The organism is Streptosporangium sp. NPDC002544 (genome assembly GCF_040295965.1).
In the GTDB taxonomy this organism is placed as follows: Bacteria; Actinomycetota; Actinomycetes; order Streptosporangiales; family Streptosporangiaceae; genus Streptosporangium.
In genome coordinates this window covers 76977-94773 of the sequence record NZ_JBEOWJ010000031.1, presented here as the reverse complement: position 1 = coordinate 94773, position 17797 = coordinate 76977, and the positions used below count along the sequence as shown (strand labels likewise).

18 protein-coding genes are annotated in these 17797 nt (G+C 69.1%); 4 read left to right on the top strand and 14 right to left on the bottom strand.

Features of this window, described 5'->3' with window-relative positions:
• Window positions 1-52 precede the first annotated feature (52 nt).
• Entirely contained in the window at window positions 53-772 is a 720-nt protein-coding gene (locus ABT061_RS36130; RefSeq protein WP_350926567.1) for a GntR family transcriptional regulator, read from the top strand.
• A 13-nt stretch (window positions 773-785) separates the two neighbouring features.
• On the opposite strand, the gene ABT061_RS36125 is transcribed toward ABT061_RS36130, so the two are convergent.
• Window positions 786-1172 (bottom strand): winged helix-turn-helix transcriptional regulator, encoded by a 387-nt coding sequence (locus ABT061_RS36125; RefSeq protein ID WP_350926565.1) that lies wholly within the window; start codon window positions 1170-1172, stop codon window positions 786-788.
• A 93-nt stretch (window positions 1173-1265) separates the two neighbouring features.
• On the opposite strand from ABT061_RS36125, the gene ABT061_RS36120 reads away from it, so the two are divergent.
• Window positions 1266-1937: an NAD(P)-dependent oxidoreductase gene (locus ABT061_RS36120; protein WP_350926563.1), complete on the top strand. Its 672-nt coding sequence runs from the start codon at window positions 1266-1268 to the stop codon at window positions 1935-1937.
• A gap of 301 nt (window positions 1938-2238) precedes the next feature.
• Here ABT061_RS36120 and ABT061_RS36115 read toward each other — a convergent pair whose 3' ends face one another.
• The 11 genes from ABT061_RS36115 to ABT061_RS36065 form a co-directional block, all read right to left on the bottom strand.
• Window positions 2239-2532 (bottom strand): hypothetical protein, encoded by a 294-nt coding sequence (locus tag ABT061_RS36115; protein WP_350926561.1) that lies wholly within the window; start codon window positions 2530-2532, stop codon window positions 2239-2241.
• 340 nt (window positions 2533-2872) lie between these two features.
• Window positions 2873-3247 carry a VOC family protein gene (locus ABT061_RS36110; RefSeq protein WP_350926559.1) on the bottom strand — a complete coding sequence of 125 codons (375 nt, stop codon included), beginning with the start codon at window positions 3245-3247 and terminating at the stop codon, window positions 2873-2875.
• 24 nt (window positions 3248-3271) lie between these two features.
• Complete coding sequence (locus ABT061_RS36105) at window positions 3272-4291, bottom strand: sigma-70 family RNA polymerase sigma factor (protein WP_350926557.1); 1020 nt, start codon at window positions 4289-4291, stop codon at window positions 3272-3274.
• A 226-nt stretch (window positions 4292-4517) separates the two neighbouring features.
• Complete coding sequence (locus ABT061_RS36100; RefSeq protein WP_350926555.1) at window positions 4518-5735, bottom strand: aminopeptidase; 1218 nt, start codon at window positions 5733-5735, stop codon at window positions 4518-4520.
• Complete coding sequence (locus ABT061_RS36095; protein ID WP_350926553.1) at window positions 5716-6873, bottom strand: MFS transporter; 1158 nt, start codon at window positions 6871-6873, stop codon at window positions 5716-5718. Before ABT061_RS36095 ends, ABT061_RS36100 begins: the two co-directional genes overlap by 20 nt.
• Window positions 6870-7394 (bottom strand): ArsR/SmtB family transcription factor, encoded by a 525-nt coding sequence (locus ABT061_RS36090; protein ID WP_350926551.1) that lies wholly within the window; start codon window positions 7392-7394, stop codon window positions 6870-6872. The genes ABT061_RS36095 and ABT061_RS36090 overlap by 4 nt, the downstream gene beginning before the upstream one ends.
• Window positions 7395-7568: 174 nt before the next feature.
• The gene (locus ABT061_RS36085; protein ID WP_350926549.1) at window positions 7569-8738 is read right to left on the bottom strand and encodes a Cmx/CmrA family chloramphenicol efflux MFS transporter; all 1170 of its coding nucleotides are present in this window, start codon (window positions 8736-8738) and stop codon (window positions 7569-7571) included.
• Between the two features lie 462 nt (window positions 8739-9200).
• Entirely contained in the window at window positions 9201-10079 is an 879-nt protein-coding gene (locus ABT061_RS36080; RefSeq protein ID WP_350926547.1) for a hypothetical protein, read from the bottom strand.
• Window positions 10080-10780: 701 nt separating this feature from the next.
• Window positions 10781-10930 (bottom strand): hypothetical protein, encoded by a 150-nt coding sequence (locus tag ABT061_RS36075; protein ID WP_350926545.1) that lies wholly within the window; start codon window positions 10928-10930, stop codon window positions 10781-10783.
• An 81-nt stretch (window positions 10931-11011) separates the two neighbouring features.
• Window positions 11012-13606 carry a collagenase gene (locus tag ABT061_RS36070; RefSeq protein ID WP_350926543.1) on the bottom strand — a complete coding sequence of 865 codons (2595 nt, stop codon included), beginning with the start codon at window positions 13604-13606 and terminating at the stop codon, window positions 11012-11014.
• A 469-nt stretch (window positions 13607-14075) separates the two neighbouring features.
• Complete coding sequence (locus ABT061_RS36065) at window positions 14076-14285, bottom strand: hypothetical protein (RefSeq protein WP_350926541.1); 210 nt, start codon at window positions 14283-14285, stop codon at window positions 14076-14078.
• A 71-nt stretch (window positions 14286-14356) separates the two neighbouring features.
• Here ABT061_RS36065 and ABT061_RS36060 point away from each other — a divergent pair, with 71 nt between their 5' ends.
• Window positions 14357-15310 carry a LysR family transcriptional regulator gene (locus ABT061_RS36060; RefSeq protein WP_350926539.1) on the top strand — a complete coding sequence of 318 codons (954 nt, stop codon included), beginning with the start codon at window positions 14357-14359 and terminating at the stop codon, window positions 15308-15310.
• 714 nt (window positions 15311-16024) lie between these two features.
• Entirely contained in the window at window positions 16025-16201 is a 177-nt protein-coding gene (locus ABT061_RS36055) for an ATP-binding protein (RefSeq protein WP_350926537.1), read from the top strand.
• Between the two features lie 28 nt (window positions 16202-16229).
• Here ABT061_RS36055 and ABT061_RS36050 read toward each other — a convergent pair whose 3' ends face one another.
• Together ABT061_RS36050 and ABT061_RS36045 are read right to left on the bottom strand one after the other, a co-directional pair.
• Window positions 16230-16838, bottom strand: coding sequence for a TetR/AcrR family transcriptional regulator (locus ABT061_RS36050; RefSeq protein WP_350926535.1), 609 nt, complete (start codon window positions 16836-16838; stop codon window positions 16230-16232).
• 9 nt (window positions 16839-16847) lie between these two features.
• Complete coding sequence (locus ABT061_RS36045; RefSeq protein ID WP_350926533.1) at window positions 16848-17768, bottom strand: alpha/beta fold hydrolase; 921 nt, start codon at window positions 17766-17768, stop codon at window positions 16848-16850.
• Window positions 17769-17797: the final 29 nt, after the last annotated feature.

Genomic DNA, 17797 nt, shown 5'->3' with positions numbered 1-17797 from the left:
CGCCTGATCATTCAGTCGGGCGCCGGACCGATCCCCCCGGGAGTCTTGTCGGATGGAACAGATTTCGGTGGACCAGGCATCGCTGACGGCCCGGACCTTCGAGGTGGTTCGCCGTGCCATCATCACCGGTGAGCTGGCTCCCGGGACGCTGCACTCCGTGGTGGGGATAGCGGCCCAGCTCGGCGTGTCCAGAACCCCGGTCAGGGAGGCCCTGCTCCAGCTGGCCACACACGGGGTCGTCAGATTCGAGCGCAGCCGCGGTGTCCGGATCCTCCAGATGACCACGCGTGACATCGAGGAGATCTACTCGCTCCGCTTCCTGCTGGAGGTCCCCTCGGTGTACCGCGCGGCGACCATGATGGACGACGCCCAGATGGCACTGGTCGCCACGGCCCTGGAGAAGATGCGCCAAGCGGGCGAGGCCGGGGACGAGCGCCTCTTCCAGGAGGAGGACGTGAAGTTCCACCAGCTCATCCTGGAGTCGGCGGGCAACGCACGGGTGACCCAGTCCGTCGCGACGACCCGCGCCCAGATGTCCGCCCGGGGCCTGTCCACCACCCAGACGCGGACTCTCGCCGACATCTGGCGGGTCCACGAGCGCATCCTCGACAACATCCGGGCCCGTGACAACCAGGGCGCCGCGCAGGCCATGCACGACCACCTGCTGGAGACCACCCGCCTGTTGCTGACCCAGTCCACCGGCGACCCGCGGACCGGCGCCGACTTCGAACCCCCGACCCTCCCCACCTTCCCGCACCAGGACCGCACGTAGCCTTTCGGGCGATCTATCCCAGCGGTGACGGGCCGGGTGCGGAGTCGTGCGCGTCGCGGGCTTCGAGGAGCGCGGGGAGGTGCTCCCCGCTCCAGGCGCGTGCGGCCGCGATGAGGGTCAGCAGGCTGCGCCCCAGCGCGGTCAGCTCGTACTCGACCCGGGGCGGGTTCTCGTCGTACGCGGTGCGGGTGACCAGACCGTCGCGCTCCATCGCCCGCAGGGTCTGGGTGAGCACTTTCGGGGTGATGCCGCGCAGCGGTCCCCGCAGTTCGTTGAACCGCCGCCGGCCGCCTTCGAGACAGAGCACGACCATCGCGGTCCACTTGTCGCCGATCCGTATCGGCATGGCGCTGGACGGGCACACGGGGTCGAACATCTGCGGGTCCAGGGGTTCGACCATGAACGCGAGGCTATCCCAGTATCTTTGAGGTAACCAGTATCCCCTGGATACCGTTCTGTCCGGCGGCGACATACGCGACCAGACAGGAGCGACATGAGCGGCATCGTCATCTTCGGGGCGGGAGGCCGGGCGGGACGGGCGATCACGGCTGAGGCACGTGGGCGCGGACATCACGTCACGGCCGTGGTCCGGGATCCGGACAGGTACCGCGACATTCAGGCGGACGGCGTCCACGTGGTGCGGGGCGACGTCACGGACGTGGCGGCGATCTCCTCGATCGCGCCCGGCCATGATGCCGCGGTTCAGGGGGTGAGCCCGTTCTCCGGCCCGGAGCAGGGCTTCGCCGGCCTCGACCCGCAGTTCTTCGTCAAGGCGGCCGACGCCCTGCTGCACGGCCTGGCGGAAGCGCGCGTGCCCAGGCTCGTTCTGGTCGGACTGTTCGCGAACCTCCGCGACGCCCACGGGCAGCTGGTGATGGACGATCCCTCGGTCTTCCCGGCTGAGATCCGGCCGTTCGCCATCGCGCACACGGCCGGCCTGGACCGGCTCCGGGCGGCCGGGAACACCGCGGTCGACTGGCTCATGCTGACCCCGCCCGCGCTGCTGGATTCGGCCGGTCCCAGGACCGGCCGCTACCGGATCGGGGGAGAGACCGTGCCGCGATCGGCATCGGCGCAGCTGTCCTATGCGGACCTCGCGGTGGCGGTGATCGACGAAATCGACACGCCACGGCACCACCGCACCCGCGTCTCCGTCTTCGACTGAGCCGGAAACGAAATGGCTCCGCACGACCACCCTGACCTGAAAAAGAGAACACCGACTCGGCGGCATCGGCTCCGGGGCTCAAGGCTTCGATTGATTGTCTTACCGTTATCTCTGCTGCGGGAGCCCGATTAAACAGTGACGGGCCCTCTCGGGGGGTTCCGGGAGGGCCCGTCACACAAGAATGGCGGCGAGGCGCCAGACCTCCACATCGCGAGGGACGATCACCTGAACCACGAAATGGGGAATGGCCGCCGAGTCCGGAGCCCCACCGCCGGAACCGGGTCGTAGACGGTGCCGTCTGTCAGCAGTCGGCGGTGCCGCTCGGCTGGTACACACCGGCGTAGAGATCCGCGCGACTGTACGCGCCCACCCATTCGCATGGGCCGTCGGGCCACCCGTTGACCACCGCGCGCATTTGTTTCGATGAGCCGCACGCGTTGTAGACCCGCGCGTACCAGTAGATGATTTGCTTTTTCACGGCTCCTTCGTAGGCGCCGCATCCAAGTATCTGCACATCGCCCGGCGTCGGCGCTGCGGAAGCCGATGCCGGTGCGGAGGCGAACATCGCCCCGGCCAGAATTGCCGCTGAAGTCACTCGAAGTAATTTTTTCCGAAGCCTCACACTTCGCCTTTCTTTTTGTCGACTGGATCTTTACTTTGAGCATAGTCAGCGAGTTGAATCTTTTCAACCATCGGTTTCGATATTTCACGGTGTTCGTATGGCCGGCTACGGTGTGTTTTCTTTGCCGGGCCACCACGCTGGTCAGGCGGGGTTTCACCGGCCTGCCGGGGCCTTTCCCGCGCATCGCGGACCGGGTTTTCGCCGACCGGCTCAGGCGAGCGGCGGGCGCGTGGCGCTCACATCCGGTTCCCCGTTGTTCCGCCCCTGGTCAGAGTGGGGTCGGCTAAGGATCCAGAGCGCGTCATCGCCTGAGTTATCCGGCGCTTTCTTGGAGGTACTGGGTCAGGTTGACCTTGTTTCCGTCAGGGTCGTGGATGTGGGCCACGCGTTCTCCCCAGGGCATGTCGGTCGACGGGCCGAGCACCCGTCCGCCGGCCGACTCGACCCGGTCCAGCAGACCGTCGACGTCGTCGACCTGCACGCGCAGCAGGATCCGCTGCGGGGCGGACAGGTCGGTCGCCGCCTTGTTGACCAGTCCGAGTTCCGAGTCGCCCAGCTTCAGGTTCACGAAGAAGGTGGGCCCGTCGTCGGGGAAGCGGCTCACCTCCACCGCGCCGAGCAGGCGCTCGTAGAAGGTTCGCAGTCGATCCAGGTCGGATGTGATGATGATGGGCTGGACAGTCGTCATGTCCGCTCCTCCGGTCTGCTGTGACTAGCCGTTCAGGGTGATACGCCGTGGCGTCACGAAACTCATCGGTGTGCGGGAGGACTCGGCCGGAGCGCCGAAAAGCGGGATCAGCCGGTCGGCGTCCAGGTATGTGGTGATGCCGCTGATCAGACCCTCGGACACGTCCAGGAGGACCAGCCCGAAGGGCACGTGAACGCCGTCGGGGCCGGGTCTGGTCTGCCAGAACGCCGGCGAGCCGTTCGCCGTGACCGGGACGAGGCGCGCGCCCGCGCAGGACGCGTTCGGGTCCAGCAGCGCCTGCTCGATCCGGTCGCGGCCGCGAAGCCACCAGGTGAAGGGCGGCATCGACATCGTCGCGTCCTCGTGCAGCAGGGCGACGAGCGCGGTGATGTCGTGACGCTCGAACGCGCTGCAATAGCGGGCGAGCAGCTCGCGCTGGGCGGGATCGGACGGCCGGAACGGCTCACCGGGCATGACGTCGACCGTCTTGAGCGTCGACCTTGCCCGCTGCAACGCGCTGGTCACCGACGCGACGGTGGTCTCCAGGAGGTTCGCGACCTCCCCGGCCTTCCACCGCAACACGTCGCGCAGGATCAGCACCACCCGCTGCCGGGGCGGCAGGTGCTGCAGCGCGGCGACGAATGCCAGCCGGATCGTCTCCCGCCGCACGGCCAGCTCTTCCGGATCGCCGTCCATCGGCAGCACGAGACCGTCTGGAACCGGCTGGATCCAGATCCGCTCCGAGACCGGCTCACCGATGCTCGGCCCGCCGTCCGCGGCCCGGCTGAGATCCATGGCCAAGGCCCGGCGTTGCGTGCTGCGCAGCATGTCGAGGCAGACGTTGGTGGCGATGCCGTAGAGCCAGGTACGCAGCGACGCCCGTCGCTCGTCGTAGCGGTCGAACGCCCGCCAGGCACGCAGCAGCGTTTCCTGCACCGCGTCTTCGGCCTCGAAGCCGGAGCCGAGCAACCGGTAGCAGTAACCGGTCAGTTCGGTCCGGAACGGCTCCAGCCGGGAACCCACACCGGTCAGCGTCTCTGCCATCCCCCGACCATATGCGCCGTCACCGACACATCACGCGGGGGAGACCGCGACGCGGTTCTCCCGGTAGTTCCCGGAGCCGGTGACGGCGGCCGTCCGCGTGACAGGGTCCGTGGAGGTGACTCGCGATGGGGCCTCATCGCCGTCGGTACGGAGAGGTTCGCTCCTCGGTACCGACGGCGATGTCCGTTGATCCCGCGCGGCTCGCGCCGTCCTACGTGGATTCGACTCAGACCTGCCACTCGTCGTCGCGGAGCAACTCGATCGCGCCGCCGTCATGCCCGATCCCCGTGACGGTGACGTCGGGGCCGCCCACCATGAAGTCGACGTGCACGCCGGAGAGGTTGACCCCGGCCGCATCGAGCCCGGCGGCGTCCCGCTCGCGCAGGTGCTCGGGCACGCCCGGAGGCAGGCCGGCACCCCAGGCCAGATGGCAGGTGGCGTTCTCGTCCAGCAGGGTCTCGAGAAAGGTGAGGCCCGATCGCCCGACCGGCGACGAGCCGTCGACCAGGGCCAGCTCGCCCAGACGGGCCGCGCCCGCGTCGGTCGCCTGGTGGGTGCGGACCACGTCGGCGCCGGCACTCGCCCTCACCTCCGTCACCACCCCACCGGTGAAGGTCAGCTCCAGGTCGCGAATGACGCTCCCGTTGAGCGCGAGTGGCCGCGTCGAACGGACGGTGCCCTCCACCCGGCGGTAGTCAGGCGTGGTGAACACCTCCTCCGTGGGGAGGTTGGCCTGGAAGCGGTGCCCCCGCACGGATTCGAGGCGCGCCGCGGTCCAGTGCGCGTCCGGGAGCAGGCCGATGGTCAGGTCGGTGCCCGGCCCCTCGAACCGGACGGCGTCGAGCCGCATCCTGCTCAGCACCTCCGCGCGGCTCAGCAGCTCGGCGATCCGCTGCTCCCAGGCGGCGCGGGGATCGGGCCGGTCCAGCCGTAATATCGGGCGCAGGTGCTGCCAGAGGCGGGTTCCGTCCGGCTCCCCGAAGATCGCGCGCGCCCATTCCGCGGTCGGGCAGGGGACCATCGTCCAGCGGACGAGGCTGCCGAGCTGCAGCCGCTGCCTCGACGTGAGGTACGGCATGCGGTCCAGGCCCGCCCGTACCGGGTCCTGCCCGGCGAGGAGATCCGGGGCCGCGACGCCGCGGATGTTGAGCAGGATGCCGCAGTGGCGGGCCAGCTCCTCGTTGCGCGCGTCCAGCCAGGCCGGGACCTCGCTCAGGGTGGCCGCGTCCGCGTGCTGGACCCGGGATCGCTTCGCGTAGGGGTCGAAATACCAGATGTCGGCATAGCGGGCACCCCGGGCGTATGCCGCCTCGGCCAGGGCGCGGGCGAGCGGGGCGTGCTCGATCTCGGCGTTGATCAGCACCCGGTCGCCGGCGACGACCGGTACGGCTATGTCGAAGACGACGTCGGCGTAGCCGGCCAATTCAGCGGTGGGAATGGTCATGGCTGTCTCCTTGGGGGGATGTCCTGCGGACCTTGCGAGAGCGGGAGAGGAACAGCAGCGGCGCCAGGGCCGGCACGCAGCCCGCGACGGCGAAGCCGTAGGCCAGGCCGGACGACTGCACGATGGCGCCCAGTGCGAGCGCGGCCGTCATGAACCCGAGATCGAAGAACGCCGTCGTGGTGGCCACCGCCGAGCCGCGCTGCGCGGCGGGCAGACCGGTCACCGCCATCGTGAGGAATGCGGGAAGCCCCAGCGCCTGCCCGGCGCCGATCACCGCCGCGGCGGCCAGCGCCCCGGTCACGGACGGCCAGGCGACGAGCAGGGCCAGCCCGGCCGCGGTGACCAGCAGGGCCGCGGTCGCCGTCGCACGCGGGCCGATCCGGTCCGTCCATCGTTGGCCGCCGAGCCGCACGGCGAGCAGCACGCAGCCGTAGACGAGGAAGTGCGGGCCGCTGCCGCTGCCGCCCAGCACGGCGACGTGCAGCGGGAGGAAGGCGCCGAAGGCGGTGTATCCCCACACCGACGCCCAGTACGCCAGCCCGGGACGCAGTCCCGCGCGATGCACGAGCGGCCCGGCCTTCCTCGTGCCGGCGGGATCGCCGGCGACGGCCGGGCCCGCGGGCAGGAACAGGCAGGCCACGAAGGCCGCGAGGGCGACGGCTCCGGACAGCGCCCATGTGGCCCGCAGGCCGGCGACGGAATGGCCGGCCTCGGCGAGCGCCGGTCCGGCGAGCAGGCCGGCGTTGACCGCGACGGAGAAGCGATTGATCGCGGCACCCGGACGGTCGTGATCGCTGGCCGCGGCGGCCAGACCGACGTAGGTCAGGGCCTCCCCCGCTCCCGCGACGGCCCGGCACGCCAGGAACAGCGGCAGCGACTCGGCCATGAGCACGGCGAAGGAGGTGACCGCCAGCAGCGCGGCGCCGGTGCAGGCCGCCGCCCTGCGGCCGAGCCGGTCGGCCAGCCGACCGGCCAGTGGGCGGAAGAGCACGGCGCACCCGGCCGTGATCGCCAAGCAACCGCCGACCAGGCCCGGCCCCTGGTCCAGCGGGCCGGTGACGTACTTGGGGATCGTCGGGATGAGCAGCCCGAGCGACAGGAAGCACGCTCCCGCGCACGCCATCAGCAGGCGGGTCATCGCACGTCGTCGAGTTCCAGCAGGATCGCGGTCATGCTCACCTTGACCCGGTCGTCGGAGCGGGGCGGCCCGGCCTTGTCGTGGGCCAGCGCGACCGCCTGCTCGATCAGCCCGACGATCTCCTCCCACACGGCGCGATCCAGCCATACCTCGGCGTCCATGGACATGCGCTGCAGCTTGGTCTGGGCGAGGCGTCGTGCCAGGTCGGTGGTGAGCGCCTCGTGCAGGAGCTGCCGGCCGTTCGCGCGGTCCAGCCGCGCGCCGCTGGAGGGGTCGTACTGGTAGAGCCGACGGGGTCTGCCCTTGCCGCCCGGTGGCGGCCGCTCGTCCACCTGCTGCAGGAAGCCGGCCTCGGCCAGCTGGCGCAGGTGGTAGCTGGCCGAGGCGTGGGCGATGCCCAGTTCCTCCGCGACCTCGGTGGCCGACATGGACGCGCCGGTGAGCAGCGACACGATGCGGATCCGGAGCGGGTTCGCCAGCGCACGCAGCGGCACCAGGCCGTCACCCTTTTCCCAAGACATGTTGGGATTATGGCATTTCCAACATCTCTTGGGAAAGGGGTTGGAGTCACACGAGCGGATCGGCTTGACCGGACGTGTCCGCCAACCCGGGAGCCGGCGTGTGCGAATCCGTGGCACGAATCGACAAGACGTCTCCGCCGGCACCTGGGTGAGCTCGTACGACAACCGGGGCAGCTACTCCGCCAACTCTCCTACGGGCAGCGCCCGGCGAAAGGGCAGAGCGAGGAGGAGTGCGACCGAGACCAAGGCGCTACTGACCCAGACGGGTCCCAGTTCGGCCAACCAGGTGTTCAACGTGGCTGCGGCGATGACGGGACCGGCGGTAGCCCCGACGTTGAGAGCGGCGGTGGCGTAGGAGCCTGCCATGGTCGGCGCTCCTGCGGCCTCATACAGCACGCGTGCGATCAGCGTGCTCCCAAGGCCGAAGGAGAGCGCACCCTGGGTGAACGCGAGGATCAGCAGAGCGATCGGGTTGAACGCGACGAGGCCGAGGGTGACCCAGCCGCCGAGCAGTAACGGCCCGCCGACTGCGATGACGACACCGGGCCGCTGGTCGGACAACCGCCCGGCGACGGTGACGCCGACGAAGGACCCTAGGCCGAACAGCACCAGCACGACAGAGACCCACAGCGGATCCAGCCCGGTGACATCGGTGACGATCGGAGCGAGGAAGGTGAAAGTGCCGAACGTCGCGGCATTCACCAGCGCGCCCAGCAGCAGGGCCAGGCGCAGTCGCGGACGCTGTAGTTCAGTGAGCTCCCGACGTAGATCCGGGCCTGCCGGCTCGTCTGGCCGTGCTGTCTTGGCGGGAATGCCACGCACTACGCCGAGCGCCGAGGGTAGGCACAACATCGCGATCCCCCAGAAGGTGGCGCGCCAGTCGAGCAGTGTCCCCAGCAAGGCACCACCGGGGACCCCTGCGATGGTGGCGACCGTGGTGCCCGCCAGCAGGACGGCCAGGGCCCGGCCCTTCCGGTCGGAGGGGACCAGTTCGGCGGCTGCGGTGAGCGCGACCGCCAGAAAGCCGGCATTGGCAAGCGCTGCGATGATTCGGGTGGCGAGCAGAACCGTGAAGCTGCCGGTGCAGGCGCCGAGGACGTGTGCGGCCAGAAACAGGCCGAGAAAGCCCAGCAGGCTGGATCGCCGTGGCCACCGGCGCGCGAGGCCCGCCATGAGCGGGGCGCCTACCACCATTCCGATGGCGAAGGCCGATGTGAGCAGTCCCGCCGTCGCAACCGGAACGCCGAGGTCTGCGGCGATGTCCGGCAGCAGGCCGGCGAGCATGAACTCTGACGTGCCCATGGCGAAGAGCGCCATGGCAAGCAGATAGAGAGGTAGAGGCATCGAGAAACTCCGAGGTGATGAGAGATCAGATGAAACGTCTCGTCACCGCGGTCAGCGGCCCGACTACTCCTGTCATCTGCCGCCACCGTGCGGCAGAACAGGATTGTTCAGTGGTTCAGGGGGCTGACGGGTGACCGAAAGCCCCCACCTTGGATGCCTCTGGGCTCGACATGGCAAGCACGATACTCAGTCGAACCACTCCGCGCACATTGGTTTTTCCTCCCGGTTCACCGACCCCGACCACCTGCTCGGCAGCCCGCGTCGAGGACTTCGCAAACTCCAGTACCGCAGCGACCTCGTCCACGGATGCCTGACCGCAACCGGCCTCACCTTGGCGACATCACGCCTTCAGTTTCGTTGACCATGAACCTGGCCTACCACGGCGCTCCGATACCGCCCGACCTGCCTGCCGGGGGCCCGGCCGCACGTCCCGGCTCCGGTCTCCGCCGTAGCCGAGGACGCTCAACCTCGGTCGTTCAGGGCCGCCAGGTCCAGGACGTGGTAGCCGCCCGCCGTCTTCCAATGGAGGTACCTGGCATTGGAGATGCTCACCTTGTCCGTCTCCCGGCCTGGCAGGCGCACCGCGGTACGTGTCCGGGCGTCGAGAAGCCATCCGGTCCCGTCCTCGCGCCACGCCGCGAAGCGTCCGTGCCGCGAGATGTCGACGTTCTTGGCACGCGGGCTCAGGCCGGCGACGGTGCCGTCGCCGTACTCCAGGCGATCCCGGTCCCTGCCCACCCGGGCGATGTACGAGGCCGGATCGGAAACGCCGCGCCTGGCCCCGTCCGGGCCGTAGCGGGCCGGCGGCGAGCCGGTGAACTCCCCCGGATCCGATGAATCCGGCACCATGACAGGGGACCTCGCGAGGAAGGTGTCGCCCTCCCAGGCGATGTCGTACAGCCCCTGCAGCCACAGCCGGGGAGTCCTGTCGCCGGGGCCCATGCGGTAGACGCCCACGTCTCCGGAGCTGTTGGGGACGCACCGGGAGAAGTAGAGCTCGCCCCGATGGAACTGGAGGTCGATGGGGTATTGCCAGCCGGTCCCGCAGTACCCCCCGGGAACGCCCCAGGTGTTCGTCATCTGCCGGGTCAGGCCGGTGCGCATGTCGGTGACCTCGAGAATCCATCCGCCCGGCTCGTCGTTTCCGAGCAGCTTCACCACGCGCGTGCCGTGCGCCGCGGCGGCGGCGGTGTACGACTCCCTGTTCTTGCGTTGCAACAGCGTGCTGCGGCCGGTGACGGGGTCGAGGATGTCGACGTGGTCGAGGTACGGGAGGTACCGGGAGAACTTGCGGACGATGAGCCGCCCGTCGGGCAGGGCGCCGACGACGGAACGGGACATCGTGTCCTTGGCGGGGATCCACAGGATCCTGGCCCGGGGATAGGCCCGGGCGAAAGGCGTTTCGGCCTTCCGAACGGGAGAGGGCACGGGTGGCGGTGTCTCCGACGGGCCGAGCCACTCCGGCGAAGCACCTTCTCCGGAAGGGACGCTCGGAGCCTGTCCGTCGGTGGCCGACGGTGGCGCGGCGGGCCCGCAGGCGCAGACTCCCATGAGCAGCACGGCCGCGATCATGCGGGGACGGCGCCTCGCCCGGGTCCGTACCGGGACGGGAGGTTCCCGATCGCGGCTCCGGAGGACACCGTCGGCGACCTCCGTGCCGTCGGCACCGCGACCCGCCTGCCGTCCAGGGGTCACCGCGAACACCCCCGATCGCACTTTTTCAAAGCATCACTGACAACTTAGACGATCGTCATCAGATGGATGAGAAGGTTTCTCCGGCTCTTCTTCGGACACGTGCCTTATCCGATGTGTTGAAGCCGATCAGTCTGGTGCAGCCCGACATCTCGCTGGCCGGCCGGGACTTCACCTGCGGGCGGGGCAGGATCTTCGCCAGGCCGGCTGCGGTCGCGTCGCCGTAGGAGACCGGCCGACGTGGCATCCTCGCCCCTGCTGTCGATGAGCCGGTCGTCGACCACGGTCTGGCGCAGCCCCTGGTTGATGTCCTGTGCTCGGATCGGGGTGCCGTCCTCGTACTTCACGCCCTATTTGAGGGTGAACGTCCAGACCTTGCCACCTTCGCCGGGGGTGCCGAGGTCGGTGGCGAGGTCCGGGACGATTTCCGCACCGGCCGCGCCCGGCTCCGCCTTGAACGTCGTGAGCGTCCGGTAGAGCGGGCGGATGCCGAAGTCCATATATGAAATCGCAGAGCCGGGACCGGACGTGAGGACCGGTCCCGGCATGGATGATCAGCCGTTATGAGGCGACGGTGAGCGTCAGTACTCGACCTTCACCGAGGCCCCGGAGAATGCGGTGGTGGCGTACAGGCTGATGTAGTGGTAGCCGGCCGCCGGGTTGGTCATCGTCAGGGTCTCGCTGTTGCCGGAGTTGGTCGACCGCTGCGTGTACGCCGACTTCGTGGCCCACGTGCTGGGGCTGTAGTAGAGGTCGGCGTTCCCGGTTCCGCCAGACGACGTGATGACGATCCTGGTAGTGCCGGCCGGGAGGTACAGGTAGAAGTAGGCGTGGTTACCGGCGGTCGCGGACACGTTGCCGCGCCGGCAGTTCTTGCCCAGTTCCCTGGTGTCGGACGAGGTGCACTCGGGCAGGGTGCCGCCTCCGGACGTCACGGTCACCTGCTTGGTGGTCGACGCGGTGGCGCCGCCGTTGTCGGTGACGGTCAGCTTCACCGGGTAGGTGCCCGCCGCGGCGTACGCGTGGGTGGGGTTCGCCGCGGTCGAGGACGTGCCGTCGCCGAATTCCCACGAGCGCGAGGCGATCGTGCCGTCGGAGTCGGTCGAGGCGTCGGTGAAGGTCGCGTTGAGGCCGCTGACGGTGAAGGTGAAGTTCGCGGTCGGCGGCTTGTTCGTGCCGCCGCCGCCCGAGCAGGAGCCGGACGCGCAGGCGGTGAGCCAGCTCGACCAGTCGCTGTCGTAGCGGTTGCCGATGGTGCTGGTCAGGAAGGTGCGGGCGCCGCTCCAGTTGCCCGTCCGGTAGTTGCCGAGGACGGTGGTGACGTCAGCCGGGTGCTTCTCGAACATGTACCGCACGGCCAGGTAACCCCAGCGGTAGATGCGGGTCGTATCGTGCGAGTAGTCGGTGTCGAACAGCGTCCTGAGCGGGTACGTCTTCTTGGCCGCCTCGGTGATCGCCGCGTCGTAGGTCACGTTCCGGTAGGAGTACGACACGTACTCGGCGAAGCCCTCGATCCACCAGATGGTCGGGGTGGTGATGCCGGCGGTGAAGTCGCCGTACATGTCGAACCGGCCGTCGAGGTAGTGGGTGTACTCGTGGTTGAGGTTCCAGATCTCGAACGCGGGCCGCAGCCACTCCGCCTCGTAGGCGATGAAGCGCGGCTGGTTACCGGCCGCGGCCGGGTCGCCCTCCAGGTACATGCCGCCGTTGTTGGTGTCGATGCCGAACATCGTCCCGGCGTAGTTCTGGTAGTCGGTGCTGGAGTGGAAGACGACGACTTCGATGGTGGTGTTGTTGTCGTTCGCCACGGGTCGGTTGCCGTCGTTCACCAGGTTGTGGAAGTACGCGTCCTGGTTCTTGAGGCTGTTGCAGGCGGTGGTGAGCTGCGCGGAGGTCAAGGCCTGCGCACGGATCGTGATGCTGGAGCTGCAGGTGTACCGGATCGGCAGAATGGCGGCCGCGAGCCGCGCCTGCAGGTCGCAGGTGTCGTAGTAGGAGCAGTTGGCCCTGTCGTAGTAGTCGGTCATCTCAGCGACACCGACCCACATGGGCGCGGTCGTCCCGGAGATGTCGCCGCGGTCGAGCAGGGCCTTGGCCATCGGCCGTACCTTCGACCGCAGGGCGGTTTCCTGAAGGAAGCGGGCCATCTCCCGGCCGGCGTTCGACGCCAGGTAGCTCTGGTCGGTGCCGAGCAGGTTCCAGTTGTTGTCGGCGAAACCGTACAGCGTGTCGATCACGCTGGGGTCCGCCTGGACGGCGGTCACGAACGCCGGGAGCTGGTGGCCGCGGAAGAGCACCGTGTAGACGTTGTTGACCGCGTTCAGCATCCACCAGCTCGCGTTGTAGGAGCTGTTGTAGCCGTTGAGCAGCCGCTTCACCACGTAGAGGTAGCGGTCGTTCTCCTCGGCGCTGTCGATCAGCGTGACCGCCTCGGCCAGCACCTCGCCGTTGGCGTCGCTCACCGTCGAGGACTTGGAGTTGCCGAAGAAGGCGTCCAGGCCCGCCTCGATCGCGGTCTTGAGCGATGAGCCGTACGTGCCCACGGTGGACGCGTTGTACCAGTGCACGTAGTAGCCGGCGCGCAGGTAGAGCACGAGCTGAGCGGTGCCGGTGGAGTTGTCACCGGGGTAGTACGACCCGTTGTCACGCAGGCCGTACGCGACGCTGCTCATCTGCGCCTCGCGGAAGGCGTAGTAGGCGTCGCTGCCGGTGAGGCTGAACAGGGTGTTGACGCAGTCGGTCGTGGCGGACTTGATCTGCTGGACCAGGGCGCTTCCGGTCCGGCTGGTGAAGTCGCTCACGGCGCACACGGCCGCCGCCTGCACCGTGGCGGCGGACTTCGCCTTCTCCTTCATGGACGGGCGCGGGTGCGCCGGGGCGGGCTCGGGCCGATCGTAGTCATGGCGCAGCCGCTCATTGGAGGAGGGCATCGGCGCCCGTTCGCTGACCGGGAGCGGAGAACGCTGGACGTGGTCGGTGCCGTCGGTCGCGAGCAGCGCCGGCGCGGGGGGCGGCGTCTTACCCGCGGATGCCGTCACGACGGGCTTGGCGATGGGCTCGGTGGCGGCCGATGCGGCCGCCGGCTGCAGGGCGAGTCCCAGGCCGAGGGCCGGGACGAGGACGAGCGCGGTCAGTGACGATTTTCTGAGCGCGCGCAGGGGTGGGGTGATTCCCACGAGCAACCTCCGGGGGGTGTGGAAGAACGAGCGTGAGGTTGGATGTGACAGGGGGTGCCGCGGCGGCCGGAACGGGCCAGGACGCGGCGGGGGCTCCGCCGGGTCCTGTCGGACCGGCGGGCCACGTGGCTCAGGGATCTCGGAGAGCGAAGAGGTGTTGCCGCCCGTAGTTTGGTGACGAAACCAAACCAGCGGTCATAAAGGCGCGCATAGGTCTTGGTTATGACCCCGTTGCAGTCCAGCCTGAGCCGCGGCGGAGCGGGTTGGCTCGGCGTGGACAAGCGGGTGTCGTCCGGCCTCGTGCGGCACACGTGGCCGGCCCGGAACCTGCGGCGCGCAGTCTGGTCGCGCGGCCACGATGGCGCCCGCCCCCTGGTGGCGAATCGAGCGGCGGTCCGGCGACATGTGCGCCTTGGGCCCGTTTATCGTGGCTGTGGCCTGGTCGCGGGCGCGTACCTGCTCGTCCGGCTCAGCAGGCTGCTTCGATGCCATCGTCTTCGTGCCGCTCGTGCCCCACCTGTGACCGCCGCCCCCGCCCTTCCGCCGACAGTGCCGCCGACGGTGCCGCCGACAGTGCCGCCGACAGTGCCGCCGTGAACCCGTGGCCGGACTCGCGGCGCGCCGGAACGAAGCGCCGGGGCATCCCCAGGCTGGTGGGGAAGGAGGAAGAAGCAGTCATGCGTAAGGGGAAAAATGAATTTTGCTCGAAAATTCAGGTGCTGGTCATTAATTGCCGCATAATTCTCGGTTATGGATCTCGATATCCGTCATCTCCGTATGATCTGTGCGATAGCGGAGTCGGGCAGCCTGACCAGGGCGGCGGCCCAGGTGGGGCTTTCCCAGCCGGCCATGACGAACCTGCTGCGCCGGATAGAGACCTTCGTCGGGGGCGAGCTCTTCGTCCGCAGCCGCTCCGGGGTGGAGCCGACACCGCTTGGCAGCCAGGTCATCGCCCGCGCCCGGATCGTCCTGTCCGAGGTCGACGCGCTCTTCGGCGACCTGCATGGGCCGTCGGAGGCCCGATCCCTGCGGCTGGGTTCGGTCCACGTCGGCTGCGTGGGCAGCATCGTCAACCGGGTCGGCGACGTCCTGCCCGGACGCGAGATCTCACTACGGATCGAGCCCTCCACGGCGCTGCTGGCGGAGGCGCTCACGCACGGGCGGCTCGACGCGGCGCTGCTCGGCGTCATCGAGGGCTTCGAAGTCACGCTGACGCCGCCGGTCACCAGCCGGGCGCTGGTATACCGGTATCCGATATTCGTCGCCCTGTCGGCGGGGCACCCGCTCGCGGGAAACGAGGAGATCCGGCTGGCCGACCTCAAGGACGAGGCGTGGATCAGCCCTCCGGGAGCCGACGACGGCTCCCTTGCCGCGCTGCGGGCCTCGTGCCGGGCGGCCGGTTTCGAACCCAGGTTACGCTTCGAGGCGCCGAGCGGCGCCGGCCGCCCCTTGGTGGCGGACGGGCACGGCGTGCGGCTGGTCGATCCCTGCTGGACCGCGGCGCCGGGCACCGTCGTACGACCGCTCATGGGAGAGCCACAGGTGGCACGGCTGCTCGTCGCGTGGCACAGGGACCGCCTGGGCGATGCGACCGCCGGGGCGCTCTATCGCGGCCTCGCCGCGGCGTTCATCGACCATGCGTACGACAATCCTCTCTTCGGACGCTGGTGGGAGGCACACCCCGAGGTGCATCCGCTGGTGTGAGGCCGCTCGCCCGGGGACGCGCGTCCTGCCGGGAGACGGCCAGGCCTGACCATTGCTCTCCCCGGCGAATCAACAAGGTGCGCAATTGTGGCTGAGAGGTGCACGGCGCGCGGCTTCGTACCGCAACGGCGCGTATACGACGGGATGGCCGTGTCCGGTCCTGACGCACCGAGTTGATGACCGATCGACCTTCTTGAGTCGGTGGTTGGTTCTGTCGGTGACAAGTGACAGCGTTTGCCGGTCTCTTGCGGCAGCGATCGTTTCCGCTGGAAGACGATGTCGCTGAGAGGTAACAGCGCTTGGGGGCTTGCGGTGAGAGCATTGGTGTGCTTCGCGGGATGAGGTGGCGCTGGTGCAGCCCAAGTCCAAGGTCGAGTTGTACGCGGCGATCCGCCGCGATTCTCGAGCTGGGCTGTCCATCCGGGCCATCCAGAGCAAGCACAATGTGGGCTTTCGCACCGTGGAGAAGGCGTTGGCCTCGGTCTGGCCCGAGCCGCGCAAGCCGCTGCCGCCCCGGCCGTCTCGGCTGGACCGGTTCAAGCCGCTGATCGATCAGATGCTGCGGGTGGATCTCGGCGCGCCGCCCAAGCAGCGGCACACCGCCCGACGCATCTTCGACCTGCTGGTGGAGGAGCACGACGCGGCCGGGGCGTCGTACGGGATGGTCCGCACCTACGTCGCCCAGCGCCGCCCGCAGATCCGATTCAGGAACATGTGCCACCCCCAGATGGATGGACCAAGACATTCACCGAGCCCCGGCTATGCGCGGCCATCGTTGACCGGCTCACCTACGGCGGAAACATCATCGAGACCGGCACCGAGTCCTATCGGCTCGCCCGGACCCGCGCCCAGGCCGAAGCAGCCGCCGTCGCGAACAAGGCCGCCGGCTGACCCTTTTTCTGCCCGTGGTCCCGCTGGGTCAAGCCGCTGCCGGCCCGAACAGGCGGTCCAGGTGGTAGTCGATGATCTTGATGGCGGCCTCGTGGCTGCGCTGTCGGCTGAGGACACTGGAGGTCAGGCCGTTGGCGAGAGCCAGAAGGCTGGCGACTTCGGTACGCGGGTCACGATCGGGGGCGATGTCCCCGGCCTGCTGCGCGGCGGTCAACCGTACTGTGAGGAAGTTTTCCAGTGCGTTGGGCAGGGTGAGCCCGACCGCGGCGAGCGCCGGGTCAGTGAGGGCGGCGGTGTAGTAGGCGGTCCAGGCCATAGAGTCCAGTTTGCTCTGCTCGTCGAAGGGCAGGATCGCGCCGAGGACAGCGGCGAAAACGCCTCGCGGTGTCAGCTCGCCCGCGGCAGCGGCGGCCCGCTGCTTGACCCGGCGGTCCATGCGGGCACCCAGCTCGGTGAGGCCGGACTCGAGCAGGGCCTGCTTGTTCGTGAAGTAGTACTGGACGACGCGCAGCGAGACCCCGGCCTCGGCGGCGATCTCACGCATCGACACTGCCTGCAGGCCGCGGGTGCTGGCGATGCGCAGCAGCGCCTCGGTCAACTGGCGCCGCCGCTCATCATGATCCACCTGTCGGGGCATGCCCGTTTCCTACCTGTTGTTCGTGCTGTGCTTCGGCGTTGCGGTCCTGGGCCGCGCCTGGCCGGGAAAGGTGAGGATCCGCTCGGCGACCAGGTCCGGAGCTTCGACGGGCAGCGAATGTCCGGTGCCGGGCACGATCTCCACGCGCCAGGACGGCGCGATGTCGGCCAGCCGCGCGGCCAGCGCCTGCGCGTCGAACAGTGCGCTGCGGGCGCCCAGCAGCACCTGCACGGGTACGGACACCTCGCGTATCTGCTCGTCGGTGTAGGCGGGCGGGATGGGCACGCGCCTGCGGAAGGACCAGCCGACCCGCATCAGCTCCACCAGCCCATCCTCGCGCAGCACCCCGTTGTCCACTACGCCGGCCATGCGGTGTCGCAACGTACGAGGAAGCATGGAGGCGATGGCGCCGGCGAGGGCCCAGCGGATGAACCGCCTGGGCAACGGCGCGAAGCCGCCCGGGTCCACCAGCGTCAGCGCCGCGACCCGGCCGCCCCCGCCGAGTTGCTGTTCCACTGCGGCCCAGCCACCGGCAGAGAAACCCGCCACGTGCGCGCGCTCGGCTCCAACTGCGGCCAGTACGTCGGTGACCCAGCCACCGACCTCGGCACCGGTCGCGAGCGGCCGCCTCTGAACCGAGCGGCCTGGCTCGCCGAGAGGGTCGACGGCAAGGACCGGGCGCGTGCGCGCCAGCGGCTCGATGTAGCGGTACCAGGCCAACGCGTTCCCGCCGGCACCGGCCAGGAGCACCACGGGATCCCCCTCAGTGGGCCCGGCCCGGTGGATCCGCACAATGCCGGCGCGGGTCTCCACGTCGATGGCGTCCACCGGCACCGGCCACAGCTCGCCGAGCACTCGGTCATAGACGGCGTAGTACTTGTCACGGGCAGAGTCGCTGGTGAAGGCGGACGGCCGGTCAGGCATTCGCATGGTGACCTCATCTCCCGAATGGATACAGT